A 23,208-nucleotide genomic window follows, 5' to 3' on the forward strand; every position below is an offset into this window, starting at 1 on the left:
TCGCATAGTACCGAACACATGTCCGACGCTTGCCCGGTGACAAGCACGACCATCGCCAAGGCAGGTTTCCTCCGATCACGGGTCGGGGGCCTCCCCGGCCCGTTCTGGGTCCTCTTCGGCGGCACCTTCGTCAACCGGCTCGGCACGATGGTGGAGCCGTTCATCGGCGTCTACCTGACGCAGTCGCGGGGCATGTCGCTGGCCACGACCGGCCTGGTGCTGACCGTGTTCGGCGCGGGGTCGCTGGCCTCGCAGCCGGTCGCGGGCTGGATGGCCGACCGCTTCGGCCGGCGCGTGACGCTGACCGGCGCCATGGTGATGACGGCGGTCGCGATGCTCGCTCTCGGATACACGACGAGCGTCCCGGGGATCGTGGCCGGGATGTTCGTGCTCGGCGTGGTGATCGACGCCTACCGTCCCGCCTCACAGGCCCTCGTCGCCGACCTGGTCTCCCCCGAGGACCGGCCCAGGGCGTACGGCCTGATCTACTGGGCGCTCAACCTGGGCTTCTCCTTCGCGATGGTCGCGGGCGGCTGGCTGGCCAAGAGCGGGTTCACCACCCTGTTCTGGGTCGACGCGATCACCTGCGCGGTCTTCGGGGCCATGGTGTGGCGGGCGATCCCCGAGACCCGGCCGGACAAGGGGGAGAACCCTCCCGGCGGCTTCGGCGACGTGCTGCGCGACCGGCTGATGGTCGGGTTCACGCTGATCAACCTGGCGTACGCGTTCGTCTACCTCCAGGCGTTCACCACGCTGCCGCTCGCGATGACCGGTCAGGGCCTCCCCACCAGCGCGTACGGCGGCGCGATGGCGGTCAACGGCGTGCTCATCGTGTTCGTGCAGCCGCTGACGACCGCATGGCTGGCCCGCCGTGACCCGAGCCTCGTGCTGGCCGTCGGCTTCGCGGTCGTAGGCGCCGGTTTCGCGCTCACCGCGCTGATGTCGTCGCCGCTCGGCCACGGGACGGCGGTCGGCGTCTGGACCCTCGGCGAGATCGTCCTCGCGGGCATTCCCGGCACGATCGTCGCCGCCCTGGCGCCCGCTCATCTGAGGGGCCGCTATGCCGGGCTGAACGGCTTCGCGTGGTCGGTCGCGTCCATGCTCGCGCCGCTGGTCGGCACCCGGCTGCTCGCCCTCGGAGCGCCGATCCTGTGGATCACCTGCGGCGGGCTGGGCGTCCTCGCCGCGGCCGGAATGATGGCCCTCGCCCCGGCGATCCGTCGGCGCGCTGGCAATGAGCGACTTATGCCGACATAATTTTCATTCAGCATGGACGAACGACGGGGCCGGACGGTCGCGAGCGTCATGGCGGCTACGGCACTCGCCCTGACGTCGTTCGGCCTGCTGGTCCAACTCCGGCTGCCTCCGGAGTGGCGGTCTCCGGTGATGGTGTCCCCGGATCTCGGCGTCGGCCTCGCCTTTCCACTCGTCGGCGCCTTCCTGGTGTGGCAGCGTCCGCGATTGAGCCTCGCCTGGCTGATGTGTGTCGGTGGGCTCCTCGGCGCGGGCAATGTGATCTTCGCGGCGCTGATGCTCCGTTACGCCGCGTGGGGCGAGTTCGCCGTCGCCGGGGTCCTCCGCTGGATCGACGTGGCGTTCTGGGCCGTCGCGGGCTTCCTGCTGGCGATCGTGCTCCCCCTCTATTCGCCGACCGGCCGGCTCCCCTCGCGCCGCTGGCGGCCGGTGGTCGTGGCCGGCGTCGTGGCGACCGTCGCGGAGATCGTGCTGATCGTCGTGCGGCCCACGCCGGATCCCGCGACCTACGCGTGGCCCGTCGTCATCCCGAACGCCCTGGCGATCGAGGCGCTCGCGCCTTACTACGACCTGGTCCTGCAGGTCCTGCTCTACGCGATCCAGGTGTGCGTGGTGGCCGCGCTGCTGTCCCTCGTGGTGCGGCTGCGTCGCGCCGACCCGGTCACCCGCCGCCAGATCGCCTGGCCGCTGGTCGCCTTCGCCGGGTACGTCGCCTTCTACCTGGCCGGCGAGTCCACGGTGGTGCTCGCCTCGGCGTGGACCGCGATCATCCCCCTCGCGATCCTTTTCTCCGCGCTGCGCTACCGCCTGTACGGCATCGACACCGTGATCAGCAGGACCTTCGTCGCGGCGGGCGTGCTGGCCGTGGTCAGCGGTGTCTACTTCGGGGTGAGCGGGCTGTCCAGCCTGCTCGCGTCGGGATTCCACCAGGTCGCCGGACTGGCGGCGGCACTGTTCTCCGGCGCGTTCTTCCAGCCGCTGCGCCGCGCCCTCCAACGCGCGGTCGACCGGATGCTCTACGGTCGGGTCGGCGACCCCCGGGTGCTCACCGACCGCCTCACCCAGGAGGTCCGCCGGGCCGACCCCGCCGACGCGCTGGCCGCCGTCGTCGCGGTCGTCAGGGATGGCCTGGCCGTCGACGGCGCCGCCGTCGAGGTGACCGACGGACGGCCCGGCTACGTCGAGAGCGGTGACGTGGGCGGCACCCCCCGGGAGATCTCCCTCGTGTGGCACGGCGAGCCGGTGGGCCGCCTCCTCATCGGCGAGCCGGGAGCGCGGCGGTTCGCCGCCGCCCACGACGAGCGGGTGATCGCCACGTTGCTCCCCCACGTCGCCGACGTCGCCCACGCCGTACGGATGGCCGCCGACCTCCAGAGGTCCCGGGAGCGGATCCTCGCCACCCGCGAGGAGGAGCGCCGCCGCCTCCGCCGGGACCTGCACGACGGGCTCGGGCAGACCCTGTCCGGCATGGCGATGACCATCAACATGGCACGGCTCAGCCTCAAGCGTTCCCCCGCGACGGCCGACGACCTGCTGCGCGACCTGCGCACCGGCATGGAGGCCGTCACCAGCGACATCCGCGAGCTCGTGTACGGCCTGCGGCCCCCGGCGCTCGACGACCTCGGGCTGGCAGGAGCCGTACGCGCCCTGGCGGAGGAGGGGCCGCCCGCGGCGGAGGTCGTGATCGAGGGAGAGACGACCGGACTGCCCGCCGCCGTCGAGGTGGCCGCGTACCGCGTCGTCCAGGAGGCGCTGACCAACGTCCGCAGGCACGCCGAGGCCACCCGGGTGCGGGTGACCCTGCGCCGGGACGCCGCCGACCTGCGGGTCTGCGTCACCGACGACGGGATCGGCCTGCCCGAGGGCAGGCGGGCCGGAGTCGGCACGTCCTCCATGCGGGAACGCGCCGCGGAGCTGGGCGGAAGCTGCCTCATCGTCGCCGTCCCCGAGGGTGGGACCGTCGTCGAGGCCAGGTTCCCCCTGACGGCCGCCCTCGGCGAACCGCCTTCCGGGGATCAGCCGGAGTCGCTCGCCGGACACCACCGGGGATCCGGCCGGGCCGGGCTCCGTTAACGGTCCGTCCTTTGGGAGGGATCGAGCACTGCTCACTTCTCCCGGATGGCCCTACGCTTACCGGTGCGATGGTGAAATTTCGTGCTCTCGGGCCGTTCCAGGCGGAATCCGATGGTCAGGTGCTCGACCTGGGCGGTCAACGGCAGCAGGCCGTGCTGGCCCGGCTGCTCGTCGCGGGCGGCCGGGCCGTACCGGTGGGCGTGCTCATCGACGAGCTGTGGCCGGGCGAGCCGCCCGCGCAGGCGCTCTCGACCATCCAGGGGTACGTGTCGCGGCTGCGACGCGCGCTCGAACCGGACCGCGCGCCCCGCGAGCAGGCCGGGATCCTCGTCTCGGCTCCTCCGGGATACGCGCTGCGCGCCACCGTCGAGCAGGTCGACTCCTGGCGGTTCGATCATCTCGTCAAGAGCGACCACGGCGACGACCCGGCGCGCACGCTGGAGCAGATGGAGGCCGCGCTCGCCCTGTGGCGGGGCCCCGCGCTGGCCGAGTTCCTCGACCTGCCCTGGGCGGTGACCGAGGGTCAGCGACTCGAGGAGCTGCGCCTGCTCGCCGTCGAACGCCGCGGCGACGCCGCCGTACGGCTCGGCAGGACCGGCGCGCTGATCCCCGACCTGGAGGCGCACGCCTCGGCGTACCCGCTCAGGGAGGAGGCCTGGCGGCTGCTCGCGCTCGCGCTCTATCGGGCGGGACGGCAGGGTGACGCGCTCGGCGCCCTGCGCCGGGCCCGCGAGGTGCTCCGCGAGGAGCTGGGCCTCGACCTGGGGCCCACGCTGCAGCGGCTGGAGCAGGACATCTTCTCGCAGGCGCCGCACCTGGACGCGCCCGCTCCCCGGGACTCCGGCGCATCGGGTGCCGCGGCGGGCCACCGGTCCGCCGCCGGGTCCGGGCCGGGTTTCGGCACCGCCTCCGGGGCCGGTACGGCGACCGGATCGGGAACCGGCTCCGCGTCGGACTCCGTCTCGACGGAACGGCTCCGGGTCGTGATCGCCGATGACCAGGCGCTGGTTCGCACCGGCCTGAAGGTGGTCCTCGAGTTCGAGCCCGGCCTCGAACTCGTGGGAGAGGCGGAGAACGGCGAGCAGGCGATCGCCGTCGTCCAGGCGACGCGGCCGGACGTGGTCCTGATGGACATCCAGATGCCCCGCCTCGACGGGCTGGCCGCGGCGCGGCGGATCCTGGCGGCCGAGGGGCCACCGAAGGTGATCATGATGACGACCTTCGGGACCGACGACAACCTGTACGCCGCGCTGCGCGCGGGGGTCAGCGGCTTCGTACTCAAGACCTCGCCTCCCGAACAGCTCGTCGCGGCGATCAGGGCCGCGGTCGCCGGGGACGCCCTGCTCGACCCCGCGGTCACGACGCATCTGATCGCGGCCTTCGCCGGGCGGCGCGACCCCGCGGCTCCGGCGGGCCTCTCGGACTCCGATCTCGACCTGATCAAGCTGGTGGCACGCGGCTTCACCAACCGGCAGATCGCCGTCACGCTGGCGGTCCCGGAACACGAGATCGCCGACGAGGTGGCCGCGCTGCTCAGGCGGCTGGAGCTGCTGGACCGGGCACAGCTCGTCGTCCTCGCCTACGAGAGCGGCCTGGTCAGCCCCGGGTCTCCCGAGAGCTGACTTATCGTCGCTTTGACGACAAATGACGGAGGGTTCTACGCTGGGCCTGTGGCACAACTGCGTATCGCCCTGGCCCAGACCAACCCCATCGTCGGCGACCTCAGCGGCAACTCCGACCGGCTCGTCGAATGGACGCGCCGCGCCGCCGAGCGAGGCGCGCACCTGGTGGTCTTCACGGAGATGTTCCTGACCGGATATCCCGTGGAGGACCTGGTGCTGCGGACCTCGTTCGTGGACGCCTCGATCGCGACGCTGGAGACGGTGGCGCGGCGCCTCGCCGACGAGGGTCTCGGCGACATCCCCGTCGTGACCGGCTACGTCGACCGGGCGAATCTCGAACCCCGCGTCGGTCAGCCGAAGGGCGCCCCGCTCGACGCGGCGGCCGTGTTGCACGGCGGCCGCGTCGTGACCCGGAGTGCCAAGCACCACCTGCCCAACTACGGCGTCTTCGATGAATACCGCTATTTCGTGCGCGGTGACCGGCTGCCCGTCGTGCGGGTACGCGGGGTCGACGTCGCCGTCGCCGTCTGCGAGGACCTCTGGCAGGACGGCGGCCCCGTCTCCGTCGTCGCGCGGGCCGGCGCGGGGCTGCTCGTCGTGCCCAACGCCTCGCCGTACGAGGTGGAGAAGGACGACGTGCGGTTGGAGCTCGTCGGGAGGCGGGCCCGCGAGGCGGGCTGCGCCCTCGCCTACGTCAACCAGGTCGGCGGCCAGGACGAGCTCGTCTTCGACGGCGACTCGGTCATCGTGGACTCCTCCGGCGAGCTGGTCGCCCGCGCCCCGCAGTTCAAGGAGGAGCTGCTCGTCGCCGACCTGGAACTGCCGCTCGGCACCGGCGAGCCCGGCGAGTTCCCGGTCGACGCCCATGACGGGACGACGATCACGGTCGAGCGGGTGGAGCTCTCGGGTGAGCCTGTCGCGACGTACGCGCCCGAGAAACCCGCCGTGGCGCCCCGGCTGGACGACCTCGCCGAGATCTACCACGCGCTCGTCCTCGGCGTGCGCGACTACGTCACCAAGAACGGCTTCCGCTCCGTCATCCTCGGCCTGTCCGGGGGCATCGACTCGGCCCTCGCCGCGACGATCGCGTCCGACGCCATCGGGCCGGAGCGGGTGAACGTGGTGCTGATGCCGTCGCGCTACTCCTCGGAGCACTCGGTCGGCGACGCGGAGGAGCTGGTGCGGCGGCAGGGCGTCACCGCGCGGACCGTCCCGATCGCCGACATCGTCGCCGCGTTCGAGAAGGAGATCGACCTGCACGGTCTCGCGGCCGAGAACCTCCAGGCCCGGGTGCGCGGCATGCTGCTGATGAGCCTGTCGAACGAGCACGGCCACCTGGTGCTGACCACCGGCAACAAGAGCGAGCTGGCCACCGGATACTCCACGCTCTACGGTGACTCGGCGGGCGGCTACGCGCCCATCAAGGACGTGCCGAAGACCCTGGTCTGGAAGTTGTCGGAGTGGCGCAACGCCCACGGCCACGACGAGTTCTTCCGGCTCCGCACGGGCGAGCCGCCCATCCCGGAGAACTCCATCACCAAGGAGCCGAGCGCCGAGCTGCGGCCCGACCAGCGCGACACCGACTCGCTCCCGCCGTACGACGTGCTCGACCGGCTGCTGGACGACTACGTCGAGAAGGACATGGGCCGGGAGGAGCTGGTCGCCGCCGGCCACGACACGGAGCTGGTCAGCCGGATCATCCGGCTGGTGGACCTGGCGGAATACAAGCGGCGCCAGTATCCGCCCGGCCCGAAGATCACGCCGAAGAACTTCGGCCGTGACCGCCGGCTGCCGATCACGAACCGGTGGCGCGAGACGACCCGCTGATCCGTCTCTCCCGCATGGAACGTCTCACCTCAGACCTGAGCCCTCCTCCGCCCATGGACGGAGGAGGGCTCAGCGGACGAACGTGCTCGCTCACCGGCGGCTACCGGGCACCGAGTCCGCCTGATCAGCCGACTCGGTGGCTCCCATTGGCGGACGAATCTCCGGCGGCGGGAGGTCAGCGGGGACGGAAGCCGCGCAGCGCCTCGTCCACGATCCGCTCGGCCAGGTCGTCGGGCAGGGCGGTGGCCCGGTGCGACCACTTGGTGTACCACAACATCGCGCCGCTCAGAATGGCCATCGCCATCTCGACGTCGAGGTCGGGGCGCAGCTCCCCGCGCTCGATGCCGCGCCGCAGCACCTCCATCATGACGGCGCGGCGCGGCTGGATGGCCAGCTCGTCGAACCGCGCGGCGAGGCGGGGGTGCCGCTCCGAGTCGCTCATCGCGATGTTCATGATGCAGCGGGTGTGGGTGTGCCGGGCCTCGTCCCTCATGACCGAGAGGTAGGCGACCAGGTCGTCCCGGACGGAGTCCCCACGCAACGGCGGGATCGGCGGTTTCAGCGTCGTCAGGGCGTCGACGACGAGGTCCTCCTTGTTGGACCAGCGGCGATAGATCGTCGTCTTGCCGACGCCCGCCCTGGCCGCGATGCCCTCGATGGACAGCTCGGACACCGCGACGCCCTCGCCGATCAGTTCGAGGGTGGCCTCGATGATCGACTTCTCCGCCTTCTCACTGCGCGGGCGCCCCGCGGCACGGGCCGCCCCTTCCGCCGTCTGCCGCGTCATCATCGTGCGCTCACACTACCGCCGCTTCCCTGTCCACCTCGGGTGACTGCGCCTCCACCGCGGCGGCGGGCCTCCCGGGCATCCAGCGCGCCATCAGAAGGGCACCGATGAGCGCGACCGCGGCCGAGCCGAGCGCCGCCCAGTGGATGCCCGAGACGAACGCCTCGTTGGCCGCCCTCATCAGGCCGGCCCCCTGGTCGCCCAGGCGCGCGGCCACACCGGCGGCACCGGAGATCGACTCGGTCACGACGTGGCGGAGCTGCTCCGGAACCGCGGTGACCTCGCCCTCCATGCCGTTCCGGTAACTCGCGGACAGGACCGCGCCGAGGATGGCGATGCCGAGCGTGCCGCCGACCTGCCGGACGACATTGCTCATGGACGAACCCACACCGGCCTTCTCCCGGGGCAGGGCGTTCATGATGGCCGTGGTCGCCGGGGGCATGATGTGGGCCATCGCCGACCCCTGGACGAAGGTGAGCACCAGCAGGATCCAGATCGGCGTGTCGACGCCGACGAGGGCGTAGGCCGCGAGGCAGGCGGCGATCACGATCATGCCGATCGTGCCGACCGTCTTGGCGCCGTACTTGTCGACCACCTTGGCGCTCCGCGGCGCGAAGATCAGCTGAGCCACGGCGAACGGCAGGACCAGCGCGCCCGACTGGAGCGGGGAGTAACCCCGGACGATCTGCCAGTAGAAGGCCATGAAGAACATCACGCCCATGGCCGCGAAGAAGACCAGGCCGACGCTCGCGATGGCGGTGGAGAAGGCGGCGTTCCTGAAGTTGCGCACGTCGAACGCCGGGTGGTCGATGCGCCGCTCGTACCAGAAGAACACGCCGAGGATGGCGAGGCCGATCAGCGACGGGACGATGACCGAGGTGTCGGCGAAGGTGCCGAGGTCGCTGATCCGCACGATGCCGTAGACCAGGGCCACCAGACCGACGATCGACAGCAGCACGCCGACCGGGTCGAGACCGGTCTTGCCCGGGTCCTTCGAGTCCGGCACGAGAGTGGCGATCAGCGCCAGGCCGACCAGCACGATCGGGATGTTGACGAGGAAGACCGAGCCCCACCAGAAGTGCTCGAGGAGCAGGCCGCCGGTGATCGGCCCGATGGCGACGGCGATGCCGACGCCGCCCGCCCAGATGCCGATGGCCTTGCCCCGCTCGTGGATCGGGAAGACGTTCGAGATGATCGCCAGCGTGGCCGGCATGATGGCCGCGCCGCCGAGCCCCATCAGCGCCCTGGCCAGGATCAGCTGCGTCGGGTCCTGCGCGTACGCGCTGACCAGCGACGAGAGACCGAAGATCACCATGCCGACGAGGAGCATCTTCTTGCGGCCGTACCTGTCGCCGAGCACGCCGAAGGTGAACAGCAGGCCCGCGAAGACGAGCGTGTAGGAGTTCATCGCCCACTCCAGCTCGCTCTGGGTGGCTCCCAGACCGTGCACCGGGTCGGCGATGGTCTTGATCGCGACGTTGAGAATCGTGTTGTCGAGCACGACGGCCAGCAGGCTGAACACCATCACGCCGAGGATCTGCCAGCGGCGTGGGTGGCCGGTATGCGCGTCCAAGGGTCCCCCAGTCAAATTTCGATACGCATGAGTTTCGGAACGCTACCGTAGCGGTTCGATATTCGATACGCAACCGTCGCGTTTCATAATGCGGACGGCGCTCGGGGCCGCGCGGCCCCGAGCGCCGGGTCAGACGCTCGCGGTCACGGGATCGGACGCGGGCCGCCGGGCCTCGTTCCAGAACGGAAGGGCGATCAGGACCAGCACCAGCCCGACCGCGCCCGAGGCCGCGAACGCCCAGCCCGGACCGTGCGCGTCGACCACGGCTCCGGCCGCCGGTCCGGCGCAGGCGCCGCCGATCAGCAGCGCCGTGCCGTGCAGGCCCATCGCCTCGCCGCGCGCCCCCGCGGGCACCCGCCCGTTGACCGCCGCCACGGTGGCGGACATCGCGGGCGCGCACAGCAGGCCGGCGGGGATCAGCGCCAGGCAGAGCCACCACCAACCTCCGCCGACGATCCCGACGGGCGCGGTGAACGCGCAGAGGATCCCGGTGAGGAGCAGCGGCGAGAAGCCGCGGGAGAGCCCGCCGTACACGAATCCGCCGATCAGCGAGTATCCGCACCACAGCCCGAGCACCAGACCGGTCCACCGCGTGGCCTCGCCGGTCTTGAGGATGGCGACGACCGACAGCTCCGTCGTGGTCAGCACGAACGTGAGCGACGAGGCGACGCCGAACAGCGTGAGCAGGCCGGGCGTGAGCCACCTCCGCCGCGGCACCGCCACGGCGGCGTCGTCACCCGGGGAGCTGGTCGGCGGGTTCAGCGCGTACAGGGCGACGCCGGTGCCCACCAGGCCGACGCCCACCGCGTACATCGTCACCGTGCTGGAGAAGCCGGTCGAGATGGCCACGGCCAGGGCGGGCCCGACCATGTACGACACCTCGACGGCCATCGAGTCCAGGGCGAACGCGGACTGGTGGCGTTCCGCCGGGACCATCGCTCCCAGGCACTGCCTGAGCGCGCCGAAGACGGGCTGGTTGAACAGTCCCGCGACGAGCGCGCCAGGAAGCAGCGCCTCGTACGGGAGCCACGGTGCCGAGCACCAGAAGACGAACTGCACGGTGGTGGTCACCGCGAACACCGGACGCAGGCCGCGCCGGTCGACGAAACGTCCCGCGAGCGGCGCGCCGATCGCGCCTCCCACGAGGTTGGCCGCGCCGATCAATCCGGCCTGTAGGAATCCCAGCCCCAGCCCGTTGACCACGTGCAGGGTGAGTGTGATGCCCGTGCCGGTCATCGGGATCCTGGCGAGCATGCCGACCAGCAGCAGCGCGGGGACGCCCGGCAGGGCGAGAACCCTCCGGTAAGGTTCGAGTGCCATTTGGTTGTCTACCTCCGGAATGGCATTGTGCCGTGCCCCACCGACATGGTTTCCACCGGATTACGGCCAGTCCCTCGGGTGTTCTATTTGCGGGTCGCATGCGATGATCTGACTGTCCGGGGACGCCACAGGGGCGCCACGAGACCTGGAGGTAGCCATGTCCTCTGTTTCCGCTGCATCCGCCGCGTCCACCGCGCTCTACGGGGGCGCGTCGGGACGCAGGGTGACCGTCCGCGATCTCGCCGCGGCCAAGGAGCGTCATGAGAGGTGGCCGATGGTCACCGCGTACGACGCGATGACGGCGAGGGTGTTCGACGAGGCGGGGATTCCCGTCATGCTGGTCGGCGACTCGGCCGCCATGGTCGTCTACGGGTACGACTCGACCCTTCCGGTGACGGTCGACGACCTCATCCCGCTCACCGCCGCCGTGGTCCGCGGCTCCAAGCGCGCGATGGTGATCGCCGACCTGCCGTTCGCGTCCTACCAAGCGTCGCCGCAGCAGGCGCTGGAGACGGCCGCCCGCTTCATGAAGGAGGCCGGAGCCCACGCGGTGAAGCTGGAGGGCGGCCGTCGCGTGCTGTCCCAGGTCGAGATGCTCGTCTCGGCGGGCGTCCCGGTCATGGCCCACATCGGCCTGACCCCGCAGTCGGTGAACGTCTTCGGCGGGTACCGCGTGCAGGGCCGCGGCCAGTCGGGCGACGAGCTGATGGCCGACGCCAAGGCCCTGGAGCACGCCGGGGCGTTCGGCGTGGTCCTGGAGTGCGTACCCGCCGATCTGGCCGAGCGGGTGACCGCGTCACTCAGCGTTCCCACGATCGGCATCGGCGCGGGGGCGGGCACCGACGCCCAGGTCCTCGTCTGGCAGGACCTCATGGGGCTCACGCCGCGCCCGGCCAAGTTCGTCAAGAAGTACTTCGACCTCGCGGGCGAGATGGACCGCGCCGTCCGCGCGTACGCCGACGAGGTCGTGTCCGGCGTCTTCCCCGCTCCGGAGCACAGCTACCACTGATCTCCCGGCGCCACCGCCCGGCGGCCCCGGTCACGCGTACGCCGTGACCGGGGCCGCCGTGATCGGGGCCGCCGTGATCGGGGCCGTCGTGATCGGGGCCGGTTGATCCGGGTCGTCAGCCGAGCGCCTGCTCGAAGTCGGCCCACAGGTCCTCGGGATGCTCGATGCCGACGGACACCCGGACCGTCCCCTCGCCGATCCCGGCGGCGGCCAGCCCCGCCGCGTCGAGCGACCGGTGCGAGGTCGTCGCGGGGTGCAGGATCAGCGTCTCGACACCGCCCAGCGAGGGCGCGAGCAGCGCGAGCCGTACGGAGCTCATGAACGCCTCACCGGCCGCCCGCCCGCCGGTCAGGTCGAACGAGAACACGCCACCGAAGTCGGGCAGCAGCTTGGCGGCCACCTCGTACGAGGGATGCGAGGGCAGGCCGGGCCAGTGGACCGCGGCCACGGCGGGGTGCTCGGCGAGCCGGGTGGCCAGCAGGCGCGTGTTGGCGCAATGGCGCTCCATGCGCAGCGCCAGGGTCTGCGTCCCGCGCAGGGTCAGCCAGGCGGCGAACGGATCCGCCGTGGCCCCGAGCTCGATCGCATACGACCAGACCTTCCGGTGCAGGTCATCGGAGGCGAAGACCGCGATGCCGCCCAGGACGTCCGTGTGGCCGGAGAGGTACTTCGTGGTGGAGTGGACCACCACGTCGGCCCCGTGCTCGATCGGCCGGCACAGGATCGGCGAGGCGAAGGTGTTGTCCACGACGGTCAGCAACCCCGCCGCGCGCGCGGCGGCAGCCATCCCGGGCAGGTCCGCGACCTGCGTCATCGGATTGGCGATCGTCTCCAGGTAGAGCAGCTTCGTCTCCGGCCGTACGGCGTCGCGCACCGCCGAGGGGTCCGCCTCGTGCACGTAGGTCACGTCGATGCCGAACCGCGCCGTCAGATCGGCCAGCATGTGGGCGGTGCCTCCGTACAGGGCCCGCTGGGCTATCACGTGGTCGCCCGGCCGCAGCAACGCGAGCAGCACCGTGTTGATGGCGCCCATCCCCGAACCGGTGGCGATGGCGCCCGGGCCGCCCTCCAGCCCGGCGACGGCCTCCTCAAGCGCCCGCACGGTGGGGTTCGAGAGCCGCCCGTAGACGAAGGCGCCGTCCGGCCGACCCATCCCGTCGGCGAAGACGGCGGGGTTGTCGAACGCGAATCCCGACGTCTGATAGATGGGGATCGTGATCGGCGTACTGCCGTTCAGATCCGGTCGGGGCAGGTGGACGGCTCGCGTCTCGGGGCGCAAAGAGGTCATACCTACAAGGATTACCTGGTTTCCCGAACGATGTCAGATCAGGGAGCCATCACCGCGTGCGGGGAAACCGTTACGCGCTCAGAGGATCACCCTGTCCCGGCCGGCCGCGATTGTGAATGCTGGCGGGCATGGACACCTTCATGCTCGTCCACAGCCCCTCCCTCGGCCCCGCGACGTGGAACCCCGTGGCCGAGGTCCTGCGCGCACGCGGCCATGCCGCCGTGGTGCCGTCGCTCGTCGACGTGACCGCCGGGCCCGCGCCGTACTGGCCGCGCGTGGTCGACGCGGTGACGGCCGCCGCCCCGCCGGACGGCCCGCTGGTGATCGTCGCGCACAGCAACGCCGGACGGTTCGTCCCGCTCATCGCGGAGGCGCTGCGCGGCCGGATCTCCGCCTGCCTGTTCGTCGACGCCGCGCTCCCGCCTCGGAGGGGTCCGGTCCCGGGAGAGCCTCCCGAGCCGGCCGCCTTCCTGCGCGATCTCGCCGACGACGCGGGGATCCTGCCCCGCTGGACGGACTGGTGGCCGGACGAGGTGGTCGCGGACCTCTTCCCCGACGAGGCGACACGGCGCGTGGTCGTGGCCGAGCAGCCCCGCCTGCCGCTCGACTACTACCTGCTGGACATCCCGGTCCCCTCGCGCTGGGACCACGTCCGCGGCGCGTACCTGTGGTTCGACTCGCCGTACGCCGAGACGGCGAAGGAGGCGAGCGAGCGCGGGTGGCCGGTCGAGCGCATTCCCGGCGGCCATCTGCACCAGCTGACCGACCCCGAGTCGGTCGCCTCGTGGCTGATCAGATCCGCCACCGGGGGATGATCTCGGGGTGCGCGGGGACCGTCAGACGTCGGTGATCCGGAATCCCGCGTGCGCCTTGTAGCGGCGGTTGATCGAGATCAGGTTGGCGGTCAGCGCCTCCACCTGGCCCGCGTTGCGCAGCCGGCCGCCGTAGACGCCCCGCACGCCCGCGATGCGCGACGCGAGCGCCTGCACGAGGTCCGTGGCCTCCCTGTCGTCGCCGAGCACGAGAACGTCCAGTCCGACCTCGTCCACCTCCGGGTCGAGCAGGATGACCGCGGACACGTGGTGGAACGCCGCGACGACGCGGCTGTCCGGCAGTACGGCCGCCGCCTGCTGGGCCGCGCTGCCCTCCTCGACCGGAAGCGCGTACGCGCCCTGCTTGTCGAAACCGAGCGGGTTCACGCAGTCGACGACGATCTTCCCGGCCAGCTCGCCGCGCAACGACTCCAGCGTGGCCTTGTGCCCGTCCCACGGCACGGCCACGATCACGATGTCCGCCTCGGCGGCGACGGCGGCGTTCTCGGCGCCGCGTACGCCGATGCTCTCTGCGGCCTCCCGCGCGCGCTCGGCGCTGCGGGAACCGATCAGTACGGTGTGACCGGCCAGGGCGAACCTGCGCGCCAGGCCCTTGCCCTGGTCACCGGTGCCTCCGAGGATCCCGATGGAGAGGCCCGCAACGTCCGGAAAGTCATTCAGATCTGCCATAGGCAGATCATGCCAGGGCGCTTCCGGCTCTCCGCTGGCAGGGGCGGCGCGGAGCACCGCGCCGAGATCGGGATTCACCGGACCGCGTCCGAACCTGTCAGGCACCATGGGCTTCGTGGATGCTGACTCGGTAGGCCTTCTCCGCGAGGTGCTCGCCTCGACCGGCTGGCTGGAGCGCACCCGGGAACTGGGACTGGCCCTGCGCGCGACCCGTTCTCCCGGAGGTCTGCTCCTGGTGGGGACGCCCGACGACGAACCATGGCACCTGACCGCCCACCTGTCCGACGAGGCGCGGCTGTCCGGACTCCCCCAACTCTCCCCGACGCTGCTGCGCTGGTCACCGCCCGCGAACGCGCCCGCCCATCTGCGGATCGGCCTGGACCGGCTGCGCGAGGCCCGGCGCGGCGAGACGCTCTTCGTGGTCGCGGAGGAGCGGGCTCCGGTGCCACTCCTGGAGCGTGTGGACGACGCGCGCCGGACCGGCGCGACGATCCTCGCGCTCGACGTCGGGGATCCCACGCTGGAGTCGCTCGCCCACGACTCGCTGGCCGTACCGCGCCTGGAGGGCCCGCTCAGCTTCGACGGCGCCCAGCATCTGGTGAGCAGCGCGGCGGGCGACGTCCGGCGGCTCGGCCTGCGCGAACGCCTGGCCCGCCTCATGGACCGGGTCAGCGGGCCGCGCGTCCCGGACTGATCCGCCGCCCGGTGGGGCGGGACGGGGAGCCGGACGGCACGGGCCCGGCATCCGTCCGGGGGTCGGGGCCGGGGTCGAGGTCCGCGTCGAAGCGGATGTCGTAACCGTCGCCGACGACCCGCCAGCCGCGGAGCACGTGGCTGTGCGGGACCGCGGTGAACCAGCGGACCCCGGCCTCGGCGGCGGCCCGGCCGAGCCCGGTACCGCGTGCGTCGATCACAGCGCGGTCGGCGTGGCGGGCGGCGCGGCTGAGCGCCATCGTCACCGCCACACCCGTGTCCCCTTCGGTGAGCACGACGAAGTCGGTCGGCCGTCCGTCGACGAGGGCGTCGGCGCGGCCGGCCGGATGCCGGTGACCGGTTCTCCGGCCGTCGACGGGGGCGACGGCGACGACCTGGTGTCCTTCGGCGGCCAGCAGCGCCGCCACGCGGCGCTCCGCGCCCGACATGCGGCGCGCGCCCTCGTCCACACCGCTCAGAGCTCCGGGCTCCTTGGGCTCCGCCATGTACCACCTCCCGCCCCAGGCCAGCTTCGCAGGCCATCGGCGGGCATGTCCCCCAATTTCAGGTCAAGGCGTTAGTCGTCCCATTCCTCATCCTTGGCCTGCCATACCTCGTTCCGCTCGGAGGCCGTCTGGAGGGCGTTCGCCGCCTCCGCCTCCGTGGCGTACGGGCCCATACGATCCTTGTTGGGGCAACCCTCGTCCGGCTCGACACGCATGTGCTTGAGGCAGAACCACCATTGATCGCTCACGGGGCTAATCCTCCCCCTCCGTACCGCATCTAGACTTGGCGGCATGACAACACTCCTCCGGCCAGGGCGAGTGTCGCCCATGCGTAAGGTCCCCGCCCACATCGAACGCCCGGAGTACGTGGGGAAGGCCGCCCCGAAGAAGGGCACCACCGACGTCCAGACTCCCGAGACGATCGAGAGAATGCGGGTCGCCGGCCGGATAGCCGCCCAGGCGCTGGAGGAGGTCGGCAGGCACGTCGCTCCCGGCGTCACCACCGACGAGCTGGACCGGATCGGTCACGAGTTCCTCCTCGACCACGGCGCCTACCCCTCGACCCTGGGCTATCGCGGCTACCCCAAGTCGCTGTGCACCTCCATCAACGAGGTGATCTGCCATGGCATCCCGGACGACACCGTGCTGAACGACGGTGACATCGTCAACGTCGACATCACTGCGTACATCGGGGGCGTCCACGGCGACACCGACGCGACGTTCCTCGTCGGCGACGTGGACGAGGAGTCCAGGCTGCTGGTCGAGCGCACCCGCGAGGCCACCATGCGCGCGATCAGGGCGGTCGTGCCCGGACGCCAGCTCAACGTGGTCGGCCGGGTGATCGAGGCGTACGCGAAGCGATTCGGCTACGGCGTCGTCCGCGACTTCACCGGCCACGGCATCAGCACGTCGTTCCACTCGGGCCTGATCGTCCCGCACTACGACGATCCCTCGCTCGCGGTCACGCTCGTGCCCGGCATGACGTTCACGATCGAGCCCATGCTCACGCTCGGGACCATCGACTACGAGATCTGGCCGGACCAGTGGACCGCCGTGACCAAGGACCGCAAGCGGACCGCCCAGTTCGAGCACACCATCCTGGTCACCGACTCAGGCCACGAGATCCTCACGCTGCCCTAGGTCTCATCCGGCCGCCGGGTCAGCCGGCGCGGACCACCCCGGTGACGGTCGTCCCGCCACCGGGGACGCTGTTGACCGTCAGTGTGCCGCCGACGCCGGCGAAGTGGGCGCGCATGGCGGTCAGCCCCCGCGCCGCGTTCGGCGCCGCCTCGTCCACGGCGAACCCGGCGCCGTCGTCGCTCACGGTCATCCGCAGGCCCGCCTTGCCCGTGGTGACGGCGACGGAGACCAGCCGCGCGTGGCTGTGCCGCTCGACGTTCGCCAGGGCTTCGACGACGGTGGCGTACACCGCCTGAGCGACGCGCCGCGAGACCGCCTGGCCCGGCAGCGCCCAGATCTCGACCGCGATGCCCGAACGCCCGGACCACTCCGCGAGATAGTCCTCCAGAGCCGACGCCAGATCGCCGTTCGACCGGATCCGCAGTTCCTCCGCCAACCCGCCCCTCCTCAATCGCCGCGCCGTCATCCCGGCGGACGGCGACGCGGACGCCAACGGCACGAGCTCTGAACGGGCTTACCGACCACATGACTCCGCCCGGGGCACGGCCCGGTCGCACACGTGGTTATGCCCGTTCTCCGAGCAGGTCACGCGCTTCCACCGTACCCGCGGGCGGCGTCAGAGGACGGGTCAACGACCCGACTCGACAGGGCGGACCCGGCGGCGGCACGACGGATCGACGACGGGTCACTGGGCGGTGTCGCGCTTGTTCAGCTTGGCCAGGTAGTCGTTGTAGGCGTCCAGCTCGGCGTCGCCCGTGCCGCCCGTCTTCGCGGCCCGCTCGTCGGCCCGGCGATCGGCCCTGCGGGCCACCCGGTCGTCGGCACGCCACCACTGGATCGCCAGGGCGATGACCACGATCAGGGTGGGGATCTCACCGAAACCCCAGGCGATCGCCCCGCCGGTCTGCTGGTCGGACACCGACGACGCGCCCCAGGTGCGGCCGAGCTGGTTGTACCAGTCGGCGGCGAGGACCGTGCCCATGCTCATCAGCGCGATGCCGAAGAACGCGTGGAACGGCATGGTGATGAACAGCAGCAGCAGTCGCCCGACATGGGGCAGCCGGTGCGGCCCGGGGTCCACGCCGATGATCACCCAGAAGAACAGGCAGCCGCTGACCAGGAAGTGCACCGTCATCGCGATGTGCCCCAGGTGTTCCTGCATCGCGGAGGCGAACAACGGGGTGAAGTACAGCGCGTACGTCGACACGATGAAGATCGCGGTCGCGATGGCCGGGTGGGCGACGAACTTGACGTACCGGCTGTGCAGGATCACGGTGATCCACTCGCGCGGGCCGCGGTCGCCGCGCCGTACGGCGGGCTTCAGCGCGCGCAGCGCGAGCGTGACGGGGGCGCCGAGCACCAGCAGGATCGGCACCAGCATGGCGAGCACCATGTGCTCGGCCATGTGGACGCTGAACAGGACCGGCGCGTACTTCGCGATGCCGCTCTGCGTGGCCAGGACCAGGATGACGACGCCGAGGAACCAGGAGGCCGTCCGGCCGTGCGGCCACGAGTCGCCGCGACGGGCCAGCCGTACGACACCGGCCGCGTAGAGGCCGGCGAGCGCGGCGGCGACCGCGGCGAAGAACAGGTCGAACCACCACAGCGTCACCAGGTTGCCCAGCGAGATCGGGGGCGGCACGATGTAGCCGAGCAGCTCGTAGGCGCGGTCGATCGGGCCCTTGATCTCCGGCGGGGCGGTGCGGGCGAGGGCGACGGCGACACCGGTCGTCGCGGCCATCAGCAGGATCTCGCCGAGTGCCAGCCGCAAGAACGATCCTGGCTGCCCCGCGGTCAGCGCGGGAACGGTGCGGCGGCGGTGCCACCAGCCGATCACGCCGAGGGCGACGAACGCCGCCATCTTGGCCACCAGCAGCAGGCCGTACGGCGTGGTGAACAGCGCCTCGACGGAGGCCAGCCGGGCGAGGACGCTCGCCACGCCGGAGACGCCGACCCCGACGAAGCACCACAGCGCCATCCGGGAGAACCGGGAGGCGGCGACGTCGAGCCGGGTGCCGTCGCGGAAGGAGTGCACGCACAGCATGCCGAGCCCGCCCACCCACAGCGCCAGGAAGAGCACGTGGAAGGCCACCGACGTGGTGGCGAGCCCGTGGTTGGGCGACGAGGAGGAGTGCCCGGTCAGCGCGGGCGGCAGCAGTGTGGCCAGCGCGAACACCAGCAGCCCCGCGGCCGAGCCGACCGTGATCGCGCCGCGCGCGAACAGGGCGACGGCGACCGCGAAGAGCACGACGAGGGTGAGCGCGATGCCCTGCGGGACCTGGCTGGCGTAGCTGGTCAGCTCGTTGCCGCCGAGGACGTCCCCGACCGGCATGCCGAGCGTCTCCGACAGGCTGAAGACCAGCGTGGACGCGGCCGCGACCGCCCAGACGCACGCCGACCACGAGGCGGCCTTGACGTAGTCCTGGGCGGGCTTGCCGAGCAGGCCCTTGTCACTGGGCAGGAACGCCGCGCTCATCAGCAGCAGGCCGACGGTGAGGAGCCCGGCGCCGTCCATGGCGAGCTTGGACAGCGGGAGCATCCATCGGGTGAGCGTGCCCTCGTCGGGCAGTCCGGGGATGATCCGGGGGGTCGCCGCGCCACCGGCGACCATCCCGATCACCAACGCGACGGCCGCCGCGCAGATCGCGGCGACCGCCAGGCGCGCGGTCCGGCTCACGGCTTCTTCCGCATGCTGAGCGCCATTCCGATGCCGACGCCTGCCACTCCGAAGACCGCGATCCATACCCAGGCGGGGACGGCGCCCTGGCCGCCCTCGTCCTGTGCGTCCTGTGCCTGGTCGTCACCCGCCTGTACGAAGGTCGGCCCGGCCGTCGGTTCGACGCTCGGCTCCACGCTCGGCTGGACGCTCGGTTCGATGCCGGGGGTGGGGGCCGACGCCGTGGGCGTCGCACCGGTGTCCGGGGTGGCCCGCGCCGCCTCGGAGGCGACCACGGTGAACGGGATCTCCCCTTCAATGGGATGGCCGTCGCTGGACACCACCCGCCAGGCCACGGTGTACGCGCCGGCGGGCAGCGAGTCGGCGACGGCCTGGGTCACCTTGGGTCCGTCGAGAGTCGGGTCGCCGGTCTCATATTTCTTGCCGTCCGAGCCGCGCACCAGCACGACCGGGAAGCGGACCGATTCCGTGAAGACCAGGCTCACCTTCGTGAGGCCGTCGACCCGGGCGTTCTCCTTCGGGTCACTGCTCTTGAGCGAGGTGTGGGCCAGCGCGGGCATGGCGAGAGCCGTGCCCAGCAAGAGAGTCGCGACGAACGCGATCAGGGCCGCAAGCGGGGATTTTCTCATGGCAGCTCCAAGGCTACCGACGCGTGGGTCCGGTCCTTACCCCGCGTCACCCACAGAGACGGGACACTCGCGTAACGCCACGTCCCCAGCGTCCCCGGCGTCCCGCACGGCCCGGAATCCCCACGGCACCGGCCTCGCGGCCTCCGGATCGACGCGATCGACGCGATCGACGCGATCGACACCCCGGAGGCCGGAGGACGTACCGGCCCTAGCGGCCGGAGAGGCTACAGGCCGACGCAGGCGAGCGCGCGCTGGTAGGCGACGGCGCCGGCGGAGTGGTCCTCGATGCGCTGGAACGCCTCGGCCGCCTCCAGCCAGCCCTGCGCCGCCATCCTGACCTTGGGCGACCGCTCCAGCCACTCGCCCGCCGCGGCGAGCTCGGCCGCCGCCTCGTCGTGCCTGCCGAGCTGCTCGTACGCCTGGCCGAGCACGAGGTGCGCCTCGGCCCGAAGCTCACGCAGGGGCTCCTCCAGCAGGTCCTTCGCGGCCTGGGCGTGCTCGGCGGCCTGCTCCGGGTGGCGCAGCGCCAGCTCGGTGCGGGCCAGGAACACGGAGCAGCGGGCGATGTCCGCCTTGCTCGCCGCCGACTCGCCGAGCTCCCTGTGGGTCCGCTCCATCAGGTCACGGGCGGTCTCGAGGTCGTCAGGGCGGACCCGGAGCAGCAGGATGGCGTACGCCAGGCGGAGCCGGGCGAGGTTGCGCGAGTCGCCGGTCTCACCCTGTACGGCGAGCGCGCGCTCCGCGAGCGCGAGGGACTCCTCGCCGCGCCCGGTGAGCTCGGCGATCCTTGCCGCGTTCCAGTTCGCGGCGACCGTCGCGCGGGGCGTGCCGAGCAGGTCGGCGGCGGCCAGCAGCTCGTTCGCGAACTGGCTGGCGCGCAGCAGGTCGCCGCGCACGCCGTACGCGGCGAGCAGGGTCGCGGCGAGCTCGATCAGGTCGTCGGTCCAGGTGGCGCGGTTCATGTCCTTGAGCATCGTCTCGCCCACCTGGACGGCCAGCCCGAGATCGCCCTTCTCGCGGTAGCACCGGCACAGCGCGACGGCGATCGCCACCCGGCGGTCCTCGGGCATCGCCCCGGCCTCGGTCTCGAGGAGGCCGTTCAGGATCGTGACGGCCTCACCGAGGTGGCCGCACGCCTCGGTGGCGAGCGCGTAGCCGAACTCGGCGTCCTGGTGCAGCTGGGAGAGGCCGACCAGGCTCCGGTCGGCCAGCAGCTCGCCGAAGCGGCGCCTGGCCTCCTCGACCTCACCGTTGTCCAGGGCGAGCCGGGCGAAGCGCAGGCCGAGTTCGAGCTCCTCCATCTGCTCGGCGGTCACGCCATTGATCAGATAAGTGAGCGAGCAATCGAGCTTCTGTGAGAGCAGTTCCAAAACGGCCGGAGTGGGCGTCCGCTTGCCGCTCTCAATAAGGGAGACGTAGCTGTCCGAGAGCTCCGGATGCGCCAGTTGAGCCTGAGAAAGACCACGTTGGCGGCGGATCATCTTGATGCGCTGGCCTACTAGATCTTGACTGGTCACGGGCTCCCCCTGCAAGAATGGTGTTAAATCAGACGATTTCCCGACAGGAGCTGCTCATGCGCCGCCGACTCATCGTCTCTGTCCTGGCCGTTCTCTTCTCAACCGGTGTGGTTGTCGGGGCAAATGCTACGGCCGCCAGTGCGGACACGTCTTCCCCCAAGTACGTGATGGCCGACTGGTGCTGCTGAGTCGTTATCTAGCCTCCACATCCATCGGGTCCACGACACTGTCCGGCGACCGACGTCATCCCGCCCGCAACGCAAGGAAGAGATCGACCCGATCCGCCATCGAGGAGAGATCCTTACCGGTCAGCTCCTCGATGCGGCGGATTCGATAGCGCACCGTGTTGACGTGGACGTGCAGCCGTTCCGCGCACCCGTTCCACGAGCCCGCGCAGTCGAGGAAAGTGCCGAGGGTCAGCACCAGCTCCGCCTGGTGGCGCCGGTCGTAGTCGAAGAGCGGGTCGAGTAACCGGCTCGCGAACGACCTGCGCACCCCGTCCGGCACCGTCGCCAGCAACAGCGCGTGCGTGTAGATCTCGTCGCTGGTGACGACGCCGCCTCCGCGCATCTCCGCCATCCGCCTCGCGTACCCCGCCTCCTCGGTGCCGCCGCGGATCGCCGGGGCCCCGGCCAGCCCGGCGCTCACCCCCACGGACACGCGAACCCGCGGAAGCCCCGCGGCGATCACCGCCACCCGTTCCCCGACCTCGGCCGCCAGCGCGGCCGCCGTACCGTGATCCCGCAGCGGCACCAGCGCGACCGCGCCGTCCGCCCCGGCCGCGGCCACCGCCCGCCGGCCGAGCACCTCCTCGACGACCTGGCCGCCCAGCGTCGCCGGGTCGGGACCGTCCGCCGCGCCCGGCCGCGTCACCGTCGCGGCGACCACGGCGTACGGCTCCGCCGCGTCGATCCCGCAGGTCCTGAGCCTGGCGGAGAGCTCGGCCAGGTCCGCGCGGCCCGACGTGGCCAGGCCGATGAGCTCCTCGGCCAGCCGTCGTTCGACGCGGCGCCCCTCCTCCATGCGGGCGCGCTCCATGGCGACGCACGAGGCGAGCTCGTACCCGATCTCGACGTCGAGCTCGCCCCGGCAGGCGAGCACCCAGCCCGCCGCCCGGTGTGCGCGGTCCACCGCGAAGAGGGTGAACGGCCCGGCGTCCCCGCCCGCCCTGACCACCCGGGGAAGGCGGATGGCGCGCAGGTATTCGCCCGCCAGCCGTACGGCCTGCTCCTCGGGCAGGTCTCCCGCGATGACGGAACCGGCTGCGGACAGCACCGCGCCGGTGACCCCGAGCTCGCTCGCCATGAGCGCGAAGAGCCGGCCGAGGCCCGCGCCCTCGGCCACCGCGGCGACGATCCTGCGGCGGCTGCCGAGCACGCTGCGCAGGTCCCCCGCGCGGGCCCCGGCCAGCCGCCGGTTCACGAGGTCGGCGATCGCGCCGAACGAGACCTCGACGGGTACCGCGAAGAGGGGCAGGCCCCGTTCCTCGCACGCCGCGACCAGGTCGTCGGGCACCATGCCGAGGCGGGCGTCCCCCGCACCGAGCGCGACCACACCGGCCGTGACGAGCGCGTCGGCGAACGCCCGGGAGTCGGCGGGATCCCGGCGCCACATCAACCCGGTGAGCACCAGGTCCCCCGCGGAGACGTAGCGTCCGGGATCGGGCAGGTCGGTGACCAGCACGCCGCCGATCTCGCGGTCCACGCCGCCGGCTCCGGCCAGCAGGGCGAGCCGGAGTTCCTCGACGGCCAGCAGATCCCGCAGAAGCATGCGAATCAGATTATTTGGAGA

20 protein-coding genes are annotated in these 23,208 nt (G+C 71.6%); 8 read left to right on the plus strand and 12 right to left on the minus strand.

Going from position 1 to position 23,208, the window contains the following annotated elements:
• Window positions 1-36 precede the first annotated feature (36 nt).
• The 4 genes from AB0I59_RS36535 (at window position 37) to AB0I59_RS36550 (ending at window position 6,776) form a co-directional block, all read left to right on the plus strand.
• Entirely contained in the window at window positions 37-1,257 is a 1,221-nt protein-coding gene (locus AB0I59_RS36535) for an MDR family MFS transporter (protein ID WP_358140409.1), read from the plus strand.
• A 12-nt stretch (window positions 1,258-1,269) separates the two neighbouring features.
• A complete protein-coding gene (locus AB0I59_RS36540; protein ID WP_061256395.1) occupies window positions 1,270-3,327 on the plus strand; it encodes a sensor histidine kinase in 2,058 nt (685 codons plus the stop codon).
• A gap of 68 nt (window positions 3,328-3,395) precedes the next feature.
• On the plus strand, window positions 3,396-4,949 hold the full coding sequence (locus tag AB0I59_RS36545) for a BTAD domain-containing putative transcriptional regulator (RefSeq protein ID WP_061256392.1): 1,554 nt from the start codon (window positions 3,396-3,398) through the stop codon (window positions 4,947-4,949).
• Window positions 4,950-4,997: 48 nt separating this feature from the next.
• Entirely contained in the window at window positions 4,998-6,776 is a 1,779-nt protein-coding gene (locus AB0I59_RS36550; RefSeq protein ID WP_358140412.1) for an NAD+ synthase, read from the plus strand.
• Window positions 6,777-6,951: 175 nt separating this feature from the next.
• On the opposite strand, the gene AB0I59_RS36555 is transcribed toward AB0I59_RS36550, so the two are convergent.
• The 3 genes from AB0I59_RS36555 to AB0I59_RS36565 all read right to left on the minus strand — a co-directional run bounded on the left by AB0I59_RS36555 (window position 6,952) and on the right by AB0I59_RS36565 (window position 10,456).
• Window positions 6,952-7,566: a TetR/AcrR family transcriptional regulator gene (locus tag AB0I59_RS36555; protein ID WP_063818781.1), complete on the minus strand. Its 615-nt coding sequence runs from the start codon at window positions 7,564-7,566 to the stop codon at window positions 6,952-6,954.
• Window positions 7,567-7,573: 7 nt separating this feature from the next.
• A complete protein-coding gene (locus AB0I59_RS36560) occupies window positions 7,574-9,136 on the minus strand; it encodes an MFS transporter (RefSeq protein ID WP_061256389.1) in 1,563 nt (520 codons plus the stop codon).
• A 129-nt stretch (window positions 9,137-9,265) separates the two neighbouring features.
• Window positions 9,266-10,456 carry an MFS transporter gene (locus AB0I59_RS36565; protein WP_061256387.1) on the minus strand — a complete coding sequence of 397 codons (1,191 nt, stop codon included), beginning with the start codon at window positions 10,454-10,456 and terminating at the stop codon, window positions 9,266-9,268.
• Between the two features lie 157 nt (window positions 10,457-10,613).
• On the opposite strand from AB0I59_RS36565, the gene panB reads away from it, so the two are divergent.
• Window positions 10,614-11,465: a 3-methyl-2-oxobutanoate hydroxymethyltransferase gene (gene panB, locus AB0I59_RS36570; RefSeq protein ID WP_061256385.1), complete on the plus strand. Its 852-nt coding sequence runs from the start codon at window positions 10,614-10,616 to the stop codon at window positions 11,463-11,465.
• A gap of 115 nt (window positions 11,466-11,580) precedes the next feature.
• Here panB and AB0I59_RS36575 read toward each other — a convergent pair whose 3' ends face one another.
• The gene (locus tag AB0I59_RS36575; RefSeq protein ID WP_358140417.1) at window positions 11,581-12,753 is read right to left on the minus strand and encodes a trans-sulfuration enzyme family protein; all 1,173 of its coding nucleotides are present in this window, start codon (window positions 12,751-12,753) and stop codon (window positions 11,581-11,583) included.
• A gap of 128 nt (window positions 12,754-12,881) precedes the next feature.
• Between AB0I59_RS36575 and AB0I59_RS36580 the strand changes: the two genes are divergently transcribed.
• Window positions 12,882-13,568, plus strand: a complete 687-nt coding sequence (locus AB0I59_RS36580; protein WP_358140420.1) for an alpha/beta fold hydrolase — start codon at window positions 12,882-12,884, stop codon at window positions 13,566-13,568.
• A gap of 21 nt (window positions 13,569-13,589) precedes the next feature.
• Here AB0I59_RS36580 and npdG read toward each other — a convergent pair whose 3' ends face one another.
• Complete coding sequence (npdG, locus tag AB0I59_RS36585; protein ID WP_358140423.1) at window positions 13,590-14,255, minus strand: NADPH-dependent F420 reductase; 666 nt, start codon at window positions 14,253-14,255, stop codon at window positions 13,590-13,592.
• A gap of 106 nt (window positions 14,256-14,361) precedes the next feature.
• Here npdG and AB0I59_RS36590 point away from each other — a divergent pair, with 106 nt between their 5' ends.
• The gene (locus AB0I59_RS36590) at window positions 14,362-14,949 is read left to right on the plus strand and encodes a hypothetical protein (RefSeq protein WP_061256379.1); all 588 of its coding nucleotides are present in this window, start codon (window positions 14,362-14,364) and stop codon (window positions 14,947-14,949) included.
• Here AB0I59_RS36590 and AB0I59_RS36595 read toward each other — a convergent pair.
• Window positions 14,924-15,454, minus strand: coding sequence for a hypothetical protein (locus AB0I59_RS36595; RefSeq protein ID WP_358140426.1), 531 nt, complete (start codon window positions 15,452-15,454; stop codon window positions 14,924-14,926). The two genes, AB0I59_RS36590 and AB0I59_RS36595, sit on opposite strands and share 26 nt — an antisense overlap.
• A gap of 71 nt (window positions 15,455-15,525) precedes the next feature.
• Window positions 15,526-15,702 carry a hypothetical protein gene (locus tag AB0I59_RS36600; RefSeq protein ID WP_228644827.1) on the minus strand — a complete coding sequence of 59 codons (177 nt, stop codon included), beginning with the start codon at window positions 15,700-15,702 and terminating at the stop codon, window positions 15,526-15,528.
• Between the two features lie 43 nt (window positions 15,703-15,745).
• Here AB0I59_RS36600 and map point away from each other — a divergent pair, with 43 nt between their 5' ends.
• Complete coding sequence (map, locus tag AB0I59_RS36605; protein WP_061256371.1) at window positions 15,746-16,594, plus strand: type I methionyl aminopeptidase; 849 nt, start codon at window positions 15,746-15,748, stop codon at window positions 16,592-16,594.
• A gap of 19 nt (window positions 16,595-16,613) precedes the next feature.
• Here map and AB0I59_RS36610 read toward each other — a convergent pair whose 3' ends face one another.
• The 5 genes from AB0I59_RS36610 to AB0I59_RS36630 form a co-directional block, all read right to left on the minus strand.
• Window positions 16,614-17,030 carry a sensor histidine kinase gene (locus tag AB0I59_RS36610; protein ID WP_061256369.1) on the minus strand — a complete coding sequence of 139 codons (417 nt, stop codon included), beginning with the start codon at window positions 17,028-17,030 and terminating at the stop codon, window positions 16,614-16,616.
• Between the two features lie 249 nt (window positions 17,031-17,279).
• Window positions 17,280-19,271, minus strand: a complete 1,992-nt coding sequence (locus AB0I59_RS36615; protein ID WP_358140431.1) for a bifunctional copper resistance protein CopD/cytochrome c oxidase assembly protein — start codon at window positions 19,269-19,271, stop codon at window positions 17,280-17,282.
• Entirely contained in the window at window positions 19,268-19,900 is a 633-nt protein-coding gene (locus AB0I59_RS36620) for a copper resistance CopC family protein (RefSeq protein ID WP_061256365.1), read from the minus strand. Before AB0I59_RS36620 ends, AB0I59_RS36615 begins: the two co-directional genes overlap by 4 nt.
• A gap of 224 nt (window positions 19,901-20,124) precedes the next feature.
• Window positions 20,125-21,417: a helix-turn-helix domain-containing protein gene (locus AB0I59_RS36625; RefSeq protein ID WP_358140434.1), complete on the minus strand. Its 1,293-nt coding sequence runs from the start codon at window positions 21,415-21,417 to the stop codon at window positions 20,125-20,127.
• 243 nt (window positions 21,418-21,660) lie between these two features.
• Window positions 21,661-23,187 carry a PucR family transcriptional regulator gene (locus AB0I59_RS36630; RefSeq protein ID WP_061256361.1) on the minus strand — a complete coding sequence of 509 codons (1,527 nt, stop codon included), beginning with the start codon at window positions 23,185-23,187 and terminating at the stop codon, window positions 21,661-21,663.
• Between the last annotated feature and the right edge of the window lie 21 nt (window positions 23,188-23,208).

Origin of the sequence: Microtetraspora glauca (genome assembly GCF_040656155.1) — a bacterium.
Taxonomy (GTDB): domain Bacteria; phylum Actinomycetota; class Actinomycetes; order Streptosporangiales; family Streptosporangiaceae; genus Microtetraspora; species Microtetraspora glauca.